We start from the raw sequence: 15,578 nt of genomic DNA on the forward strand, positions 1-15,578 counted from the left end.
ATTAGTTGCTGAAGTATTGTTTGAACTCACCGCTTGGCTCTCGATCAGAGTAAACATAGACAAAGTTACCGATTGGGTCTACGACAGAAAATCCTCGGTCACCCCATGGATGATCTTCAAGCGGCATGGCAATTTGCAACCCAGCTTTAGTGAGACGGGAATATTCAGCATCTACATCATCAACGTTGAAATTTAGCATCACGCCATTACCATCAAAAACAGGCATATTTTCTTGTGGTTGAATAAAGCAAATCTCAGAACCATCTTGATCAATTTTCAACATGACATACCAACCACAATCAAAAACTGTTTTTGCTGCAAAATACTTTATGTAGTACTCACGGCAAGAATCCACTTCAGTGGTACAAAAACAGGTAGATAACTTTTTCGTTTTCATATGATTTCCTTATTCGTAGAACACTAAATTGAACGGCTAAAATTCTTAATAACAGGTAGGCTCGTTTTTCTGCCTGCGCAACTTTCAACCAACCTATCATAAACCTCTAAAAAGTAATGTATAAAAGTTGCTTTTTGCTATGCCTGTCCCGACTGACGCTAACGATGCCTGTCCCGATTTCCGCGATTTCCGTATGGAAAGGGGCTGACTATATTGCTCTGTGTTGATGGTTCAGTTCAACATCCCAGTAGCATGAGTTGTTACCACTTGTGCTACTGAATTTCTCTGTTAAAAAATCAATCACTACCCTTACTTTTGCCGCAAGGTTATCAGTTTCAAGATAAAGCGCACTGATCGATTGCTGCTCTAAACTGGTCGAAACTTGATAGTCGTCCAGTAAAGCGACCAACTTACCGCTCTTCAATTCTTCCCCAATCAACCAAGTAGGAAAGACCACAATCCCGCTTCCACCCACCGCACTCGCCACTAAGGTTTCCGCATTGTTACTGTAGAGTGAGCCAGAAACCTCATACGGTTCTAATTTCTCCTTACCGATAAACCAGCGCTGCAATCCATTGGTTCCTTTAAACACGAGACAGTTATGTTGTTCCAGTTCTTCCGGTTTACCGGGAATACTGTAGGACTTTAGGTAACTTGGACTTGCCGCCATTACATAGCGCTGCTTGGCAAAACGTTTCATTCTCAGGGAAGAATCTTGCGGAACACCAATGCGGATCATCAAATCAATCGACTCTGCGGCGGGATCGACAAAGGCGTCAGTCTGCTGAATCTCAACCTTGAGAAGTGGATAACGTTCTAATAATTCTGGTAGATAGGGGGCGATGTGAAGTCGCCCAAAGGCAACGGGGGCACTGATTTTTACGGTACCGCGAGGGGTATTCGCTCGTTGTTCGATGTGCTCAACGACACGTTCATACTGATTGATGATGTCGGTACAATGCTTATTGAATGCCACACCTTCGTCAGTCAGTGAGATCGAACGGGTATGACGATGCAACAGTTTAGTTCCGACTTTTTCTTCTAGCTGCGCCATTTTACGAGAGACCGAAGATGGCGTCATATCCTGCCGACGTGCCACTTCAGAAAAGTTGCCAAACTGAGTGGTCATCAAGAACAGTTTTATTTCCAATAAAGACACATCGTAATTCACAAACTTTCTCCTACTCTATTGGGTTTACTGACCTAGCCAAAGATTAAGACTTAAACATAAAAAAAGGCAAGCTATTACTTAGCTTGCCTGAATGTTAACCGGTTATGCGGTGAGAATATTTTCGCTAACGATGAAGTGCGCGTCCTCAGTGAAAGATTGAAATTGCTCAACAATCTTTTGCATTGCCTCGGTTTGAATATCGCTTAGAAAGGCGTCTTCTGAGTTAATATGAATCACTTCAAAGTAATCCCATGGTGACGACTTATCTTGACCAAACATGCTGATGCCTTTAAACACCTCGAACAAAGAAACGCTACTGAGTTTGTTTACCGTTGGTAGATCAGACTCTTTTGCCCAGCGCAGGTAATGGGTTTCGTCCGTCGTCGATTTTAGATTAAAAAATACAATGAGCGTTTTAGCTGACATGTTGTGGTTCCTTGGTAGGGTTAATTATGTTTTCTGTTGCGGCAGATGTTTCTAGCACGGATTGCGTTTGACCATTTGCGAGGTAAATACAGACCAATGCACACCCAATACACACCATGGCAGCAATACGCCAATAATTGAGTTCAATGGGTGCATTACCGAGCCAACCTTGAGTATCGATGACTAAGCTCATCATCATCTGACCCAAAATGGTTGCAACCGTGGCAATGGCGACACCGACTTTTGGTACGGCTGCAACCATCACGATCATATATAGGATGCCAAACAATGCCCCCGCAAGTTGCCACTTAGGCACAGTTAACAGGGTTGAGTCATAACTCGGTTCAAAGAAAAAAATCAGTAAGCCAGTGATGACCGTGCCCATGCTAAATGTCAGTAAAGAGCTTTCAATTACCCCAACTTTTGCGCCAAGTTGACCGTTAATCGCCGCTTGAGCGCTCAGCGCCATGCCTGACGCAATGGCAAGTAAAATAATTAACGTCATGATTGCCCCCCTAAGTAGACAAAGCAAAGAGCAAGAAAAATAAATGCTAACCCAAGCAAACGCATTGGGTTTGTTGCTTGCTTAGGCATGGTGAACCAGCCGAAATAGTCAATCGCAAAACTCTTAGTGATTTGCCCCAACAAAACGCAAACCATGGTCATCGTCACCCCTAAAATCGGAGTCGATAATGTTAGCGTGACAACATAAATAGGTCCCAATAAACCACCGATAAGTTGCCATTTTGGAATGGTATTCCAAGCAGTAAACTTTCCTTGTGGTGTGAAATGACGAATCATCCAAAGCAATGCCGTACCAACACCAAAGATGCTCAAGGTTGCCCATAAATGACCGACTTGCTCGCCTAGAGGACCTAAAAGACCTGCCTCGAAGGACAGTCCCATGCCCGCGACCACAATTAGAACAATAAAAATAATGTTCATCGTGGGTCAAACAACGTAACTGAAGCGTGTTTTGCGTAGGCTTTACCCTTCGGATAAGACACTAGCTCTAATTGCATTCCCCAAGGCGCCATAAAGTAGACCCATGATTCACCCGCAGTCGGACCTTCGGTCATGGCGGTTGGCTCTCCAAGGACTTTAATATCTTGCTCTTTTAAGTACGAAACCGCAGCGCCCATATCCTCAACGTAGAAAGCAAGGTGATGACCGCCAATATCGGCGTTATTTGGTGCCGTCTTGTTGCGCTCTATCGTGTCTGCGTATTCAAATAGCTCTAAGTTAATCCCTTTAGCACTCATTACCGCAATTTTGGTGATTTCGGCTCGTGGATTAACGTTCAAATGATCGCACATCCAATCGTCATCCGAAGCAAATGGACCGAACTCGTAAGCCAGTTCAAACTCGAAGTGCTCTCGGAAGAATGCAATCGCTTCATTGAGATTCGGAACCGTGAAGCCGATGTGATCTGGTTTTTTTAAGCCTGGAATAGCCATTAGAAATCTCCTCGTTCATGACGAATCTTGTTTAATGCGCCCATTGTGGTCGCCCCCTTGTTGAAGCCTGTGTATGCCGATGCAAATACGATAAGCTCTTCTAGCTCTGCATATGTCGCGCCCTGCTTAAGTGCCATATCAACGTGAGCACCAAATGGGTTACCTTCACCGGTGACATTTAAAGCCATTTGGTCAATCGCAATGCTGATCAGCGCTTTGGTTTTCTGATCAATTAAAGGCATTCCCCAAGCTTCACCAGCAACACGGGCTGTCATGTCGCCCCACACAGGGTTGATTGATTTAAGGCCATCAATCAGTGCTTGATCATCCAGCACTGCATTTTCATATTTCTTAGTCATACTCGACACTCTTTTTAGGGATAGGGTTCGCCGTAGCGGATGACGGGCATTATAGAGAGCGATGCTTTTTGAAAAACCAGAAGAATGGAACAGGACCTATGCAAATTCTGCACAGATGTGTGAAAAGAGGTGAGATGAGGGACAAGGAAACGCTCAATGTAAACCAGTCCTTCAAAGAAGCGGCTAATAAGAGGTCATCATTTTTCAGTTGCATGGTAATCACCTTCCCTTAGGATAACTTTTACTAAGGAAAGCAAATTATGAATTGTCTCGGGTATCTGAAAGTCTTCTATAATTGGGTCACACTAAATAGGGGAGCTATCATGAAACGAATCATTAGATCAGTATTGGTAATAAGTATGGCGGTAGGCTCTGCTCAGGCCTTCGAATTAACCAGCAATGATATTCAAGAAGGTCATCCAATGGCGAAGACGTTTGAATACTCAAGCTGGGGATGCGATGGCGATAATCTATCACCACACTTGCAGTGGAAAGATGCACCAACAGGCACTAAAAGCTTTGCAATCACGGTTTATGATCCAGACGCACCGACTGAAAGTGGCTTTTGGCACTGGGTGGCATTCGATATTCCAGCAACCATTAACGAACTGCCCCGCGGTGTCAACATATCTAAAGTAGGTGGCAAAGAAGGCAGCATCGATTACGGCACGGTCGGTTACGGTGGAGCCTGCCCTCCCGAAAAAGATGGCATGCACCGTTATCAATTTACAGTTTGGGCATTGCCAACGGACAAGCTAAACCTAGACGAAAACACACCGTCGGCGGTGGTTGGATTCACACTGAACAGCACGGCTCTAGGCAAAGCGAAGCTCACCGCGACTTACACTCGCTAGGGTTGTTGTGCGCTTATCGATTAGCAATGTAGCGATGATCATGAGCTAGCCTCACCAGCTAGCTCGAAGTTGGACAAAAGTTTGTCAGTGATTTTGCTAAATTGGCTTTTCACGGATTACTTTGGGTATTGTAAAACCTCTAGCCTTTTGGCCAAATTCACTTATCCACTACAGGCTTAAAAACACCTCAACAAAGTAAATGAAATTAACAGTAGCCCCTTTAGTAGAGGGTTCTACTAAAGATGATTAACCTAACATTGCCAATATAACTCAATCCTTGGTATTATTACGTATTATCGGAAGCCAAGATGGTGTCAGCCGTACAGTCTATCTGTTGGTGTTGGGGTTCGATTCCCCTCTGGCCTGATGTTTTCATATTCGGCTTTAGAGCTTTCAATTTTTCAAGTATTTCACCGTCTACTAAAATGTAGTCAAGTGATGATGCCTCAGATAAAGAATTTACATCTAAGCCACTAGCTCCCCTTAAGTCAGCTCGATTTAATCGCGCCCCTTTAAATTTAATGTTTTTCATTTCTGAGTCTGTAAATGTAGCACCTGTAAGATCTGCATTTCTGAAATCTGCTCCAGTCAAATTGCAATTTATGAATGATGCACCTTTTGCTTTACAATCTCTAATAACTATTTTCCTGATATCACAATCTACCCACGAACACGCTTTCAAATTACTATTATTGAAGAAAGATGATTTCATGCAAACTTGATTGAACTTAAGTGCATTCATAACACCGTCCTGTAGCTGCATTCCTATCAAGCGTGACCCTTGAGAGAACTCAATATCCTTTATTTGGCAGCCATTAATTCTCAAATCCGACACATTAAACTCACTGACACCGCTGCGCACAAGTCGTTTGATATTACCAACTTTTCTCAAGTTAACCTCTGGCATGTCTAGAGCAGCATAGTCAGAAAGCTCTTCTTCCATTCTTTCTATTTCTTCACGTTTTCGTCGCTCTTGTTTTTCATTAACCTCTCTTGAAATACGAAGCCTGTCCAAACTAAAAACCAATACACCAAACATGATAAAATCAAGTAGGAAACCATGAGCCTCAACTAAGAAGTTTTCCCAAAAGTCTCGGTTGTATAGGCCTAGGACTGTGTTTGGCATAATAATAGTACTTACAGCTGGCCAGTATGCGGTAATCCCAACTATGAATATAGCTGTAATCCCCCCAATCAACACCATCGTAATGATTGGGTGCTTTTGACTTAGCTGAAGTATTTTTTTAATCGACATGCCAATGTTACCTAGTTATTTTAAGTGTCGAATATCATAATCTGACATACATTAAAAATCACTAATGATTACCAGTTATTCAATAGGACACAACAGCGGCTTAGAGTTTCTGCGCCAAACGTATTGTTAGGATAAGTTGAGGTTGAGGAAGATGAAGTAGACGACTTTGTTGTTCGAGAACAATGGCTGCTTAACGCAGCCACAAGAATGATAATGCCTATTGACTTGAGAAAGGCTCATATGTGTTTAGTTTTATTCTCCGTACCACTCTGAAGTATCGACAGAGAGTTCTTCAGCCTCGACGGTAAAGTCTTCGGGATTTTCTACATGTGACTTCATATCAAGAGTGAACGGGTAACTCTCTTCCATGGTGCAGATATCATTTTTGGGACCATACTCTTGAGTTACATATACGTTACCCTTGGCTCTCATTCGAATGTAGCGGTCATCAATACCCAAGCACTCAATCTCTTCCACCTCGGTATATTCCACATAAACATGATTTGCTAAGATAGATAAACTATCAGGGATAGCTGATACTGCTGTGGAAATAACGGCATCGTGAACTTTGCTTTCCACCGCATCAATTACGATTATCTCAATATCTTCTAGTTGGCTCAAAGAGCTAACTGCTAACCCAACAACATATTTGGCATCTTGGAAGAATTTCTTAGGGCAAGCTGTAAAATACTTTTCACTAATATGGGTATATTTATTAAAAAAGCGGAACTCAGATAAGAACTCCTCTATCGACTCATTTAAAATGTCCAAGTCGTCTTTTAAATATTCGTCAGATATATTCCTCTGGGCACAATATTTTAGCTGCTGCCGACGAGTCACTGGATGAACAGTACTTTCAACTTCATACCATGTCGTTTTCTTAACCTGCTTCGGCGGCGCTTTACGTTTGATTACGTGTAGTACCAACTCTCTCATCGAAAAAGCAAAGTTATGAAACCTCAGAGGATTACCGTGGGATGCATAATTTCGTAGGCTTGAAACATATAACTGTTTTTCAAAATCAGTTTCTAACAAAGACTCTAAGTCTTTCATGAAATCTAACGATAATAATTTTTTTAACTTCATACTTACTCTATAAAACTTAGCGCTGCGATATGCGGCAAATTTGGTTCGCAGCGGAAAATTTGTCCGACAATAGCGCCTTGCTATGCCAATTTGCGATACTTATCATTTTTTAGGCTTTTCAAACATCATCTTACCAATCCACCAAATTGACTGCCCAACATTGGAAATCAATTGTTGCCCCTGCCTTAAAAACGAATTTTCACGGTCAATTCCAGCAAGATCTAAGGCATCTCCGATCTTTGAACTTGTCGGGTGTGCATCACCAACTCGCATATCATAAGCACCTACAATTGGACCAAAGACTTTACGAGCAGTATCATCACCCACTTTCTGGGATAGTATGTCTTGCAGTAGTTTGTTTGAGCCAAGTTTGTCCTTATTCGCATGCGTTGATAACGCACGCAACTCTTTGACATTAAGCCGATCAGAGAAAACGCGTACAATTTCTTTTGCTAGCCTCAGCAATGACGTCTGATCTTTACTTTCGAATCTAGATATTTTCTTTAAGGCTTCGATACGGTCTATATCATGTGAGAAAAGAGAAACATTAAACTCTTGTTTAAACCCATTCTCAAGCATGCTCATTACTTCGAAAAGTAACTCCTCTACTGCATGTGTGGGTGCTGGTTGAGCTCTTACTTGAGAATCTAACAACTCACTGGCAACCTTACCCTCTGGGACTACATTATGGGCTGCCCATAAGTGCTGCTCCCATGAGGAGAGACGAGCGATGTCATAAGCATATACTGTAATGAAATCCTCTGAGTTTACTCCAAAATGGATCCTATAACCGGAAGTTGAATGAATAGAACCTGTGTCGGCTGTATACCATTCAAGTGAGAAGCCTCGAAGTCCCAATAGTTCATTTACAACACTTGAGCGAAACCATAGCCATCTTCCAACGTCTTCATTGTTTAACTCCGATGACGCGAGGCGAGTACTATCAGTTTCAACTATGAATTGAGGTAGGTTCGTATCTGCGTCCCCTCTAACGCGCTTACTTGTGCCTTGGTGAGCAATCCACTCATCTCGCCAAAATTCGCCTTCCACACGTAAACCAACATAACCGGACCTGTTTCCTTCAGCTTTTTCATAATCAGTATTGTCGTTTGTTTCTGACCCCATTACAGGAGCGTCTTCCTCTTCATCTACATCTGTACGCCAAGTACGAAACATTGCCCAACTACCACCAAAGACATCATTCAAATTGCGAACAAGCAGCTCATATCGGCCGCCATCTCTCTCTTCTTGATGGTCTTCCATGCCGGTGTATTCGCTATTTTCAAGTGTTAGTACGTTTTCCACTCTTTGCCGATAGTACGATAGCTTTAGAGACAAGTTTCTAGCCGCTAAATAGTCCAGAAGAAACTCTCTCTTTATTTCGATCAGGCGTTGATCTCCTTTGTCGTCGAGAATCTCCCGAGCTACGATTACAAAGTTTTCTTCTGGTCTTACCCAGTTATTTCCCTCTTTTATAAGTCGAAGCGCTACAACCAAGTCAGGATTTAATATCCATAAGGTTCCTCCAACCACTGGTTGTGGATGCTCAAAAACGAGGTGAATTCCGATTGGCTCTTTGTCATTCCATTGGTACTGTTCAATTGTAGAATAATATCCATCTTCGTAGGCGTATGGTTGGGGAGTACACCCAATACCAATATCACTCCAACTAGTTTTCTCTGCTATTTCTCTGTGCTCTGGAGTAAATGCTACAGAACCACAACCAAAGTACTCGCTAACATGCCCAGTATACTTACAATCTCCTTTTTCATCCTTAATGGATGCTCTTAAAGGGACCCAAGTTGATTTTGAAAAAGTCCGGCGTGTTTCTTTCTTTTGAAGAATCCAATCTTGATTCATTAATCGTCATTTCCTTTGGATAATTTCGAGTTAAAGCCTTAACTCTAACGCGTCTGTTAAGTGCGACCTATGCATAATTTACTTAAGAAGTTCCGTTAGCCTTTCATATGATTCACCCAATTTCACAACAAGTGATGGATAGATTTCCATGAGGCCGGAGTTTGCACCAAGATCAAGGCGCTCAATTACAAAATCTAACTTTTCTTGTTCACTCTCTTTTGATCCAATATGAGAGTAAACTACGCGCAAATCATAGAGAATGTAGAAAGGAGACATCAGAGCAAATATATCCACATCAGAACAGCTAAGTTCAATCACTTTTTGCAGTCGTTTGATACTGCCAAGGTTTTTGGGATCTCCACCTAATTTCGAAATTACATCACCCAATGCTTTGTTATCAAATGACTCAAGATATATCTTATTAAGAGTGTCCGCTACGTGCCGTCGTTCTTTTTCTGTATCCACGACAGGTGTGTTAAAAGACACTGAAAGATCAAACACCTCACTGTCTAGATGAGCTATTTTTATACCAAACTTGTTGAAGCACGCTTCAAGAAATATTGAGCGACTTTTAAACAACGCATCTTCTTTGGATAGGTCAGTAAAAATACATTCTATTTGCCCATCGTAAAATTCAGAGCCTATGGAATGATCTGACTCGATGTTTTCAGAACGTAGATAATATTGTTCAGCATCTGGAAGGCGAGCAATATCACCTAGCCACATAACGACCTTACCATTTTTATTAATGCCAAATGGCATTGAAAAATCATCGCCACTCAGTATCTCTCCATATGTAGTAGAAGCAAAACTCAATCGATAAGTTGGCGAAGAATCGTATTTTAAAAGAACTTCTTTATTAAAAAATACTGGTGTAAGAAAACCTTCATCCCAGGGCCGCTTTAGTCCGGGTATATATTTATAATCGTCTGAATCGTAAATGAATGGAACAACACCAAAACCGAAATCTTGGTTTGTTTTATTACGTGTAACCGTCACATTGTTACTAGACTTTTTAAATGCCTGCTCATGCAAATGGATCACTGAGAACCTAGAATCATCAGGGAAGAAGCTTTTATCACATGATCCGCAGTGCAGCATCGGAAGCCCCTTAATTTCTATGTCCACACCTGTAACCAACTCATGGAAATCAGCAAAAACAAGATCTAAATGACCTTGGCATTCATCACAATAAAGTCTCTGAACTTGTCCTTGTTCTGGAAAGAAATCGGTAATTTTCAAACTCACCCCTTAAGTACTTAACAGGGTATTAAACAGATACCTATTTAACACACCGCAACCCATATTATTTATTGGAAGTATTGTATATCAATATCCTTTTTAATCAGAAGCTTACATCACATAGATGATAATAATCATTCAGATTTGCGCTGTAAAAAGCGAGCATTACGCGTCAAACAGATCGCTTATGCATTCAGAATGAAAAAATATACATTATTTCATATAGTTAAAAGCATAATTGAGATAAGCATGTCATCGTGTGCACGTTTATCTCTGTGAGGTTACAAGCTTCCTTACAAATCGTTTTTCCTGTTTATATACAACATAATTCGAATGAGAATCGGATTAGGTAAAGTTAGCCATTTGTAATCCATTTCGGTTTGTTGATATTTTTTACTGAAAGACAATGGGGCACAAATGGGTTTGGAACTACGGACATAACCTACCTATTGACCGTCAAAAATGAACGACCACCATGTTTCTGTCGGTAGTTAACGCAACGACAAAGTCGCTTGGTGTTCACAAAATATAGCGATGATCATGCTGGCAAGTGTTTGGACAATTAAATGCATCTGCCTATAGTGGTTCTGTCATTGTTTACTATACTAATCTCGACTACTTGTGCAAGTTGCTGCTGAAATTCGAGGGCTGATTAATGCGTTAGGTGATAATGCAAGATCTGGTGCAAAGCACAGAGCATAGGCACACTATCAACATACAAAATTTAAGTCAGAAGGTATGTATTGATAGCGTAGTCCTTCTATTCGCAAGGCGGAGAAAGGTGGATTAGTGCCAAGCCACCTAAAGAGGTTTCACGATACTTCTTGTTCATGTCTTTGCCCGTTTGATACATGGTTTCAATCACCTTATCTAACGAGATCAAAGATTTGCTGTTACGTTTCAGTGCCATACGAGAAGCATTGATCGATTTTATTGCACCCATAGCATTTCGTTCTATACACGGCACTTGAACTAAGCCGCCAATTGGATCACAAGTCATACCCAACGAGTGCTCCATCGCAATCTCCGCCGCAATGCAGATCTGCTCATTACTGCCACCGCGCAGTGCGGTTAATCCCGCAGCCGCCATTGACGATGACACCCCAATTTCACCTTGGCACCCGACTTCCGCACCAGAAATAGAAGCGTTGGTTTTGTACAAAATACCAATCGCGCCAGATACCGCTAAGAAGTCTTTTAACTGCTTGGTATCCAGCTCTTTTATGAAACGATGGTAATACATCAACACGGCAGGAATAACGCCCGCCGCACCGTTGGTTGGCGATGTCACCACTTGGCCGCCTGCAGCATTTTCTTCGCTGACGGCAAATGCAAACAGGTTAATCCAATCCATGATTTCCATGGGATCGTTTTCAACGGCTGCGTTCGCTTCGAGCTTCTTTAGTAAATTAGGAGCACGACGGATCACTTTCAAACCACCATCAAGAGTACCTTCGGTTTCAAAGCCGCGTTCCATGCAACGACTCATGACTCGCCAGATTTGATCAGCTTTATCTGAAATGATGTCAGAGCCTTCGAACTCCGCTTCATTTTTTAGAATCATGCCACCGAGGCTCAGTCCGCTATTATCTGCTTGTTGCAACATTTCATCGGCATTTTTGAATGGGAAAGGGACTTCTACTGCCCGGTTTCTAGTGCTATTTTGCAGTTCGTCAGCGGTTGCGATAAAACCGCCGCCAATCGAATAATAAGTTTCACCAACAATCACGTTTCCACTATGGTCAAATGCCGTAATCATCATGCCATTTTCATGTCGAGGTAGACTATCTTCGTGGAACAACATGTCGGTTTCGTAGTTGAAGGCAATGTGCTTCGTGCCCGCTAAATCCATCTCACCACTATCTACTGCATGACGCATTGCTTGGTTTGCGCTGGTAATTTTTATTGTGTCAGGCTTGTTGCCGAGCAACCCCAATATTGTTGCTCTATCAGTGTGGTGTCCTATCCCGGTTAACGACAGCGAGCCATAAAGATCGACCTGAACACGAACCACATCTGTGATTTTTTCTGCAACTAATTGAGTGAAATGAAAACCCGCAATCATTGGGCCGTTGGTGTGTGAGCTTGAAGGACCCACACCAATTTTATAGATATCAAAAATGGACAACATACAGTTACCTTTTAGAGTATTAGCCCGCTGAGAAAAAACTGACCAATTATGAAAGGGCGATATAGAGCCAGTCAGGGATGACCGTACAAGCAGCAATCGTAACAATAGCGAACACCAACAAGCCGTAATGACTCACGGTAGGCTTTGCAAACAAATGCTTTTGCTTGGCTATAAATTCATTTTGCTGCTGCGTCACGTCTCCCCACAAACGACTTACAACAACGCCTAACACTAAGAAAACCACGGTGCCAATCAAGGCAAACCAAGGCCAAGATATACCACTGTATTTAGCAATGAATACGACGACCACGCTGCCAATACTGCCTGCAACTACCCCTTTCTCGTTTGCTTGTCTAAAGAACAAACCTAGGATGAAAGAGCCAAGACGAATACCGACAAAAATAGAGGTTAGGCTCGCAATAGTTTTCAGGACTGACTCGTTAGAAACGGCCAGCAGAGCCGGAAAAACAACTGCCGCCGCCGCGACAAGGCTCATTTTTCTCGCCACGGATTCATAGTGCGCATCAGAGGCTTTCTTGCGGAAAAAGCGTTTATAAAAATCAAAGGTCGCGACGGTTGCCATTGAGTTATAAGTAGAATCTAATGTCGACATAGCCGCTGAAGATAGCGCAGAGATCACCAAACCAACGATGATTGGATTGGTGTGGTTAAACACGAAATCGAGAATCACTTCGTTGCTGTTTTCAAAGCTTTGACCTTGATAAAAGACACTCAGCAGAACACCCATCACGGAGAAGAATAGGTAAATAAAGAACGCGCCGTAACCACAAAGCAACATTGACTTTTGTGCTGTCTTTACATTTTTTGTTGCCAGCGTTCTTTGAATAATCAGTTGGTTAGTACCATACACACTCAAATGTAAGAAGCTCACAGCTACTACGCCCGCCCACAATGTGGTATCAACACCCAAGTCAAAGTCGAGGTTGATGATATTCAGATGCTCAGGAGACAACACCTCGCCTGCATCAATCTTCATCAGCAATAAAGCAAAGATCGCAATACTGCCAATGATTAGCACCGCCGACTGCAACATGTCTGTCCATATGACGGTCGAGATACCACCCGCATAGGTATACAAAGCCGTGAATAAACTGATGTAGATGATCGCCTCGGAGATACTCACCGGCAACACCTGTACCAAGACTAGTGCAACCGCATACAAAATCACACCTGCCGAAATACACTGAACAACAATAAACACGATGGAGTTAATCGTACGAGCAACAACGCCAAAGCGGTACTCTAAGTACTCATAAATCGAGGTGAGCCCAAGTTTATAAAACACCGGAACAAAGAAAACCACAGCGAAAAAGATCACTATTGGATAGTTTAAGTGAACGCTCATTGCTTCCATGCCTGAGCTATAAACCCATCCCGGCATACCCACGAACGTCATCGCACTGATGTAGGTTGCGAGAATCGACACGCCTGCCGTAAAGTAGCCAAACTGTTTTCCACCAGTCGAAAAGTCGCCACCGGCGCTATAACGTTTATTAACTAAGTAGCTGATAAATAATGTGGTTAATACGTAAAGAACAATAACCACAAAGCTTGAATACGTAACCATTTTTAGATTCCGTTTATTGTATGTCGCAAATCATTCGTCACCAATAGTACTAAAAAATGGATAGCTTCCCTCAAAAACCCACAGCAAGTGTGATTATCGTCACTAAGATAGACGATAAAACGCTCAAAACACCCAAAAGCACGATCAAATGAGATTAAGATCACCAAAACACACAAAATGGGTACGCTTCCACTTCAAAATAGACTTCGATCACGGATCTAATACCCACAAAAATTCTATCATCTCTCCCGAAATGAATATTGTATGATGAAGTTAAAGAATCACCACACAATATTCAACACCCTATACACTATATTAAAAAACAAAGGTTTATCGGTCATGACTACTAAAAAACACATGAGCGAAGTTCCTATGATTCAAAGGGTAACCGCATATCTCGCAATTCTAGTAGGTTACTTTTTCTATTGTTATAACTTTGTAATTATTGACTACGTACGCCCATACATCGTTGATGCTTATGATGGTATTAACTTGGCGGATACCGCTCAGTTCTATACATGGCAGTCGGTTGGCGCACTGATTGGTGCCCTAAGCTGTGCATGGGTGGCATCAAACTTTGGTAAGAAATCGACTCTTATTGTCATCACTGCACTAAACGGTGGCGCAACCATCATCAACATGATGTTTACTGACTACGCAATGTGGGCAGCAATGCGTTTCGTTATCGGTATTTCTTTAGGTGGTTATTTCACGGTAGCGGTAAGCCTGATGATCGGTCTATTTACACCAACGGTTCGCGGTAAGCTGACGGCATTTGCTTCTTCTATGTTTTCTGTTGCTCTAATGGCAATGGGGGCGTACGCAGCATTCATCTCGAGCATTGACGCACCATGGCAGAGCCTAATGTGGGTAGGTGGTATTCCTCCTCTCGTTGCAGCTGCATTAATGATCTTCATCCTACCTAGCGACAAGAAAGTGATCGCTTACGGTGAAGAAGAACAAGCAGAAGCTGAAGCTTCAAATACACCAGCGAAGAAAGGCTCTTGGGGTGAAATGCTAAGCGCACCTTACCGCAAGCTCACCATCACTTGTCTATTACTGGCTGGTCTCAACTTCTACGGCTACCAATTTTTCTCTGGCTTTGTGACAACATACCTAAAAGAAGTTCGCCAATTTGACGGTGCGACTATCGGCATTATCTTCTCTATCTCTGCATTTGGATCTCTATTCGGTGCTTGGGTATGGGGTGCAATCGCAGATAAGTACGGTCGTAAAGTGAACGCATTTGGTTTCATCCTCGCGGGTGTAATGGCTTCAGTCTTTTTCGTAGCACCAAGCGACTTGATGATCGGTAGCCTAAACATGTTGGCTATCCTCGGTCTTATCTACAACTTCGGCTTATCTGCTTCTGCGGTATGGGGGGGTTACTTCTCTGAATTGTTCCCAGCTCACCTACGTAGCTTCGGTGCAGCACTGTTCCACGGTGGTCGTATCATCGGCATGTGGGCACCAATGGTGTTGGTATTTATCCAAGAGCGTTCAGACCTTGCGACAGCAATGTGGGGCTCGCCAATCGTATGGATTGTTGCTGGTCTACTGTGGCTATCTCTACCAGAAACACTCAAGGGCGGCATCTTCGACAAGAGCAAGAAAGCAGAAACAGCAAAAGCTTAATTCGAAACTCGTACGCTGAAGTTCAGATATTCAAATTAGAAAAAATTTAAAGCCGGCTGAAAAGTCAGCCGGTAAAAAATCCCAATCGAGTCCTGTTCCGAATGTTGGCCTCGACAG

At 42.5% G+C, this 15,578-nt stretch carries 15 protein-coding genes; 2 read left to right on the forward strand and 13 right to left on the reverse strand.

Translation table 11 applies throughout. From position 1 onward, the window contains the following. Nucleotide 1: 1 nt before the first annotated feature. From L9Q39_RS18850 to L9Q39_RS18880, 7 genes are all read right to left on the reverse strand, one after another. Complete coding sequence (locus tag L9Q39_RS18850; protein WP_237486338.1) at nucleotides 2–397, reverse strand: VOC family protein; 396 nt, start codon at nucleotides 395–397, stop codon at nucleotides 2–4. 208 nt (nucleotides 398–605) lie between these two features. Then, nucleotides 606–1,568 (reverse strand): LysR family transcriptional regulator, encoded by a 963-nt coding sequence (locus tag L9Q39_RS18855; protein WP_237486622.1) that lies wholly within the window; start codon nucleotides 1,566–1,568, stop codon nucleotides 606–608. 102 nt (nucleotides 1,569–1,670) lie between these two features. Beyond that, nucleotides 1,671–1,994 (reverse strand): RedY/HapK family protein, encoded by a 324-nt coding sequence (locus tag L9Q39_RS18860; protein ID WP_237486624.1) that lies wholly within the window; start codon nucleotides 1,992–1,994, stop codon nucleotides 1,671–1,673. After that, complete coding sequence (locus L9Q39_RS18865) at nucleotides 1,984–2,499, reverse strand: DMT family transporter (RefSeq protein WP_237486626.1); 516 nt, start codon at nucleotides 2,497–2,499, stop codon at nucleotides 1,984–1,986. The genes L9Q39_RS18860 and L9Q39_RS18865 overlap by 11 nt, the downstream gene beginning before the upstream one ends. Further along, entirely contained in the window at nucleotides 2,496–2,939 is a 444-nt protein-coding gene (locus L9Q39_RS18870; protein WP_237486628.1) for a DMT family transporter, read from the reverse strand. The genes L9Q39_RS18865 and L9Q39_RS18870 overlap by 4 nt, the downstream gene beginning before the upstream one ends. Beyond that, the gene (locus tag L9Q39_RS18875) at nucleotides 2,936–3,451 is read right to left on the reverse strand and encodes a VOC family protein (protein WP_237486630.1); all 516 of its coding nucleotides are present in this window, start codon (nucleotides 3,449–3,451) and stop codon (nucleotides 2,936–2,938) included. Before L9Q39_RS18875 ends, L9Q39_RS18870 begins: the two co-directional genes overlap by 4 nt. Next, nucleotides 3,451–3,810, reverse strand: a complete 360-nt coding sequence (locus L9Q39_RS18880) for a carboxymuconolactone decarboxylase family protein (protein ID WP_237486632.1) — start codon at nucleotides 3,808–3,810, stop codon at nucleotides 3,451–3,453. Before L9Q39_RS18880 ends, L9Q39_RS18875 begins: the two co-directional genes overlap by 1 nt. Nucleotides 3,811–4,133: 323 nt before the next feature. Here L9Q39_RS18880 and L9Q39_RS18885 point away from each other — a divergent pair, with 323 nt between their 5' ends. Next, nucleotides 4,134–4,664, forward strand: coding sequence for a YbhB/YbcL family Raf kinase inhibitor-like protein (locus L9Q39_RS18885; protein ID WP_237486633.1), 531 nt, complete (start codon nucleotides 4,134–4,136; stop codon nucleotides 4,662–4,664). Between the two features lie 286 nt (nucleotides 4,665–4,950). On the opposite strand, the gene L9Q39_RS18890 is transcribed toward L9Q39_RS18885, so the two are convergent. The 6 genes from L9Q39_RS18890 to L9Q39_RS18915 all read right to left on the reverse strand — a co-directional run bounded on the left by L9Q39_RS18890 (nucleotide 4,951) and on the right by L9Q39_RS18915 (nucleotide 13,826). Further along, nucleotides 4,951–5,919 carry a pentapeptide repeat-containing protein gene (locus tag L9Q39_RS18890; RefSeq protein WP_237486635.1) on the reverse strand — a complete coding sequence of 323 codons (969 nt, stop codon included), beginning with the start codon at nucleotides 5,917–5,919 and terminating at the stop codon, nucleotides 4,951–4,953. 252 nt (nucleotides 5,920–6,171) lie between these two features. Beyond that, nucleotides 6,172–7,005: a pPIWI-associating nuclease domain-containing protein gene (locus L9Q39_RS18895; protein WP_237486636.1), complete on the reverse strand. Its 834-nt coding sequence runs from the start codon at nucleotides 7,003–7,005 to the stop codon at nucleotides 6,172–6,174. A 102-nt stretch (nucleotides 7,006–7,107) separates the two neighbouring features. Then, entirely contained in the window at nucleotides 7,108–8,865 is a 1,758-nt protein-coding gene (locus L9Q39_RS18900) for a hypothetical protein (RefSeq protein ID WP_237486637.1), read from the reverse strand. A gap of 78 nt (nucleotides 8,866–8,943) precedes the next feature. After that, nucleotides 8,944–10,107, reverse strand: coding sequence for a hypothetical protein (locus L9Q39_RS18905; protein ID WP_237486638.1), 1,164 nt, complete (start codon nucleotides 10,105–10,107; stop codon nucleotides 8,944–8,946). Between the two features lie 760 nt (nucleotides 10,108–10,867). Beyond that, complete coding sequence (locus L9Q39_RS18910; RefSeq protein ID WP_237486639.1) at nucleotides 10,868–12,238, reverse strand: L-serine ammonia-lyase; 1,371 nt, start codon at nucleotides 12,236–12,238, stop codon at nucleotides 10,868–10,870. A 46-nt stretch (nucleotides 12,239–12,284) separates the two neighbouring features. After that, on the reverse strand, nucleotides 12,285–13,826 hold the full coding sequence (locus tag L9Q39_RS18915) for a sodium:solute symporter family transporter (protein WP_237486640.1): 1,542 nt from the start codon (nucleotides 13,824–13,826) through the stop codon (nucleotides 12,285–12,287). 339 nt (nucleotides 13,827–14,165) lie between these two features. On the opposite strand from L9Q39_RS18915, the gene L9Q39_RS18920 reads away from it, so the two are divergent. Further along, complete coding sequence (locus L9Q39_RS18920) at nucleotides 14,166–15,461, forward strand: MFS transporter (protein WP_237486641.1); 1,296 nt, start codon at nucleotides 14,166–14,168, stop codon at nucleotides 15,459–15,461. Nucleotides 15,462–15,578 lie beyond the last annotated feature (117 nt).

The sequence above is a fragment of the Vibrio hippocampi genome (assembly GCF_921292975.1).
In the GTDB taxonomy this organism is placed as follows: Bacteria; Pseudomonadota; Gammaproteobacteria; order Enterobacterales; family Vibrionaceae; genus Vibrio; species Vibrio hippocampi.

What these genes read in the sequence shown, in the direction of transcription:
- L9Q39_RS18865 (WP_237486626.1), bottom strand. Translation starts at nt 2,499, where the DNA reads ATGACGTTAATTATTTTACTTGCCATTGCGTCAGGCATGGCGCTGAGC.
- L9Q39_RS18885 (WP_237486633.1), top strand. Translation starts at nt 4,134, where the DNA reads ATGAAACGAATCATTAGATCAGTATTGGTAATAAGTATGGCGGTAGGC.
- L9Q39_RS18860 (WP_237486624.1), bottom strand. Translation starts at nt 1,994, where the DNA reads ATGTCAGCTAAAACGCTCATTGTATTTTTTAATCTAAAATCGACGACG.
- L9Q39_RS18915 (WP_237486640.1), bottom strand. Translation starts at nt 13,826, where the DNA reads ATGGTTACGTATTCAAGCTTTGTGGTTATTGTTCTTTACGTATTAACC.
- L9Q39_RS18890 (WP_237486635.1), bottom strand. Translation starts at nt 5,919, where the DNA reads ATGTCGATTAAAAAAATACTTCAGCTAAGTCAAAAGCACCCAATCATT.
- L9Q39_RS18880 (WP_237486632.1), bottom strand. Translation starts at nt 3,810, where the DNA reads ATGACTAAGAAATATGAAAATGCAGTGCTGGATGATCAAGCACTGATT.
- L9Q39_RS18895 (WP_237486636.1), bottom strand. Translation starts at nt 7,005, where the DNA reads ATGAAGTTAAAAAAATTATTATCGTTAGATTTCATGAAAGACTTAGAG.
- L9Q39_RS18875 (WP_237486630.1), bottom strand. Translation starts at nt 3,451, where the DNA reads ATGGCTATTCCAGGCTTAAAAAAACCAGATCACATCGGCTTCACGGTT.
- L9Q39_RS18900 (WP_237486637.1), bottom strand. Translation starts at nt 8,865, where the DNA reads ATGAATCAAGATTGGATTCTTCAAAAGAAAGAAACACGCCGGACTTTT.
- L9Q39_RS18920 (WP_237486641.1), top strand. Translation starts at nt 14,166, where the DNA reads ATGACTACTAAAAAACACATGAGCGAAGTTCCTATGATTCAAAGGGTA.
- L9Q39_RS18870 (WP_237486628.1), bottom strand. Translation starts at nt 2,939, where the DNA reads ATGAACATTATTTTTATTGTTCTAATTGTGGTCGCGGGCATGGGACTG.
- L9Q39_RS18850 (WP_237486338.1), bottom strand. Translation starts at nt 397, where the DNA reads ATGAAAACGAAAAAGTTATCTACCTGTTTTTGTACCACTGAAGTGGAT.
- L9Q39_RS18910 (WP_237486639.1), bottom strand. Translation starts at nt 12,238, where the DNA reads ATGTTGTCCATTTTTGATATCTATAAAATTGGTGTGGGTCCTTCAAGC.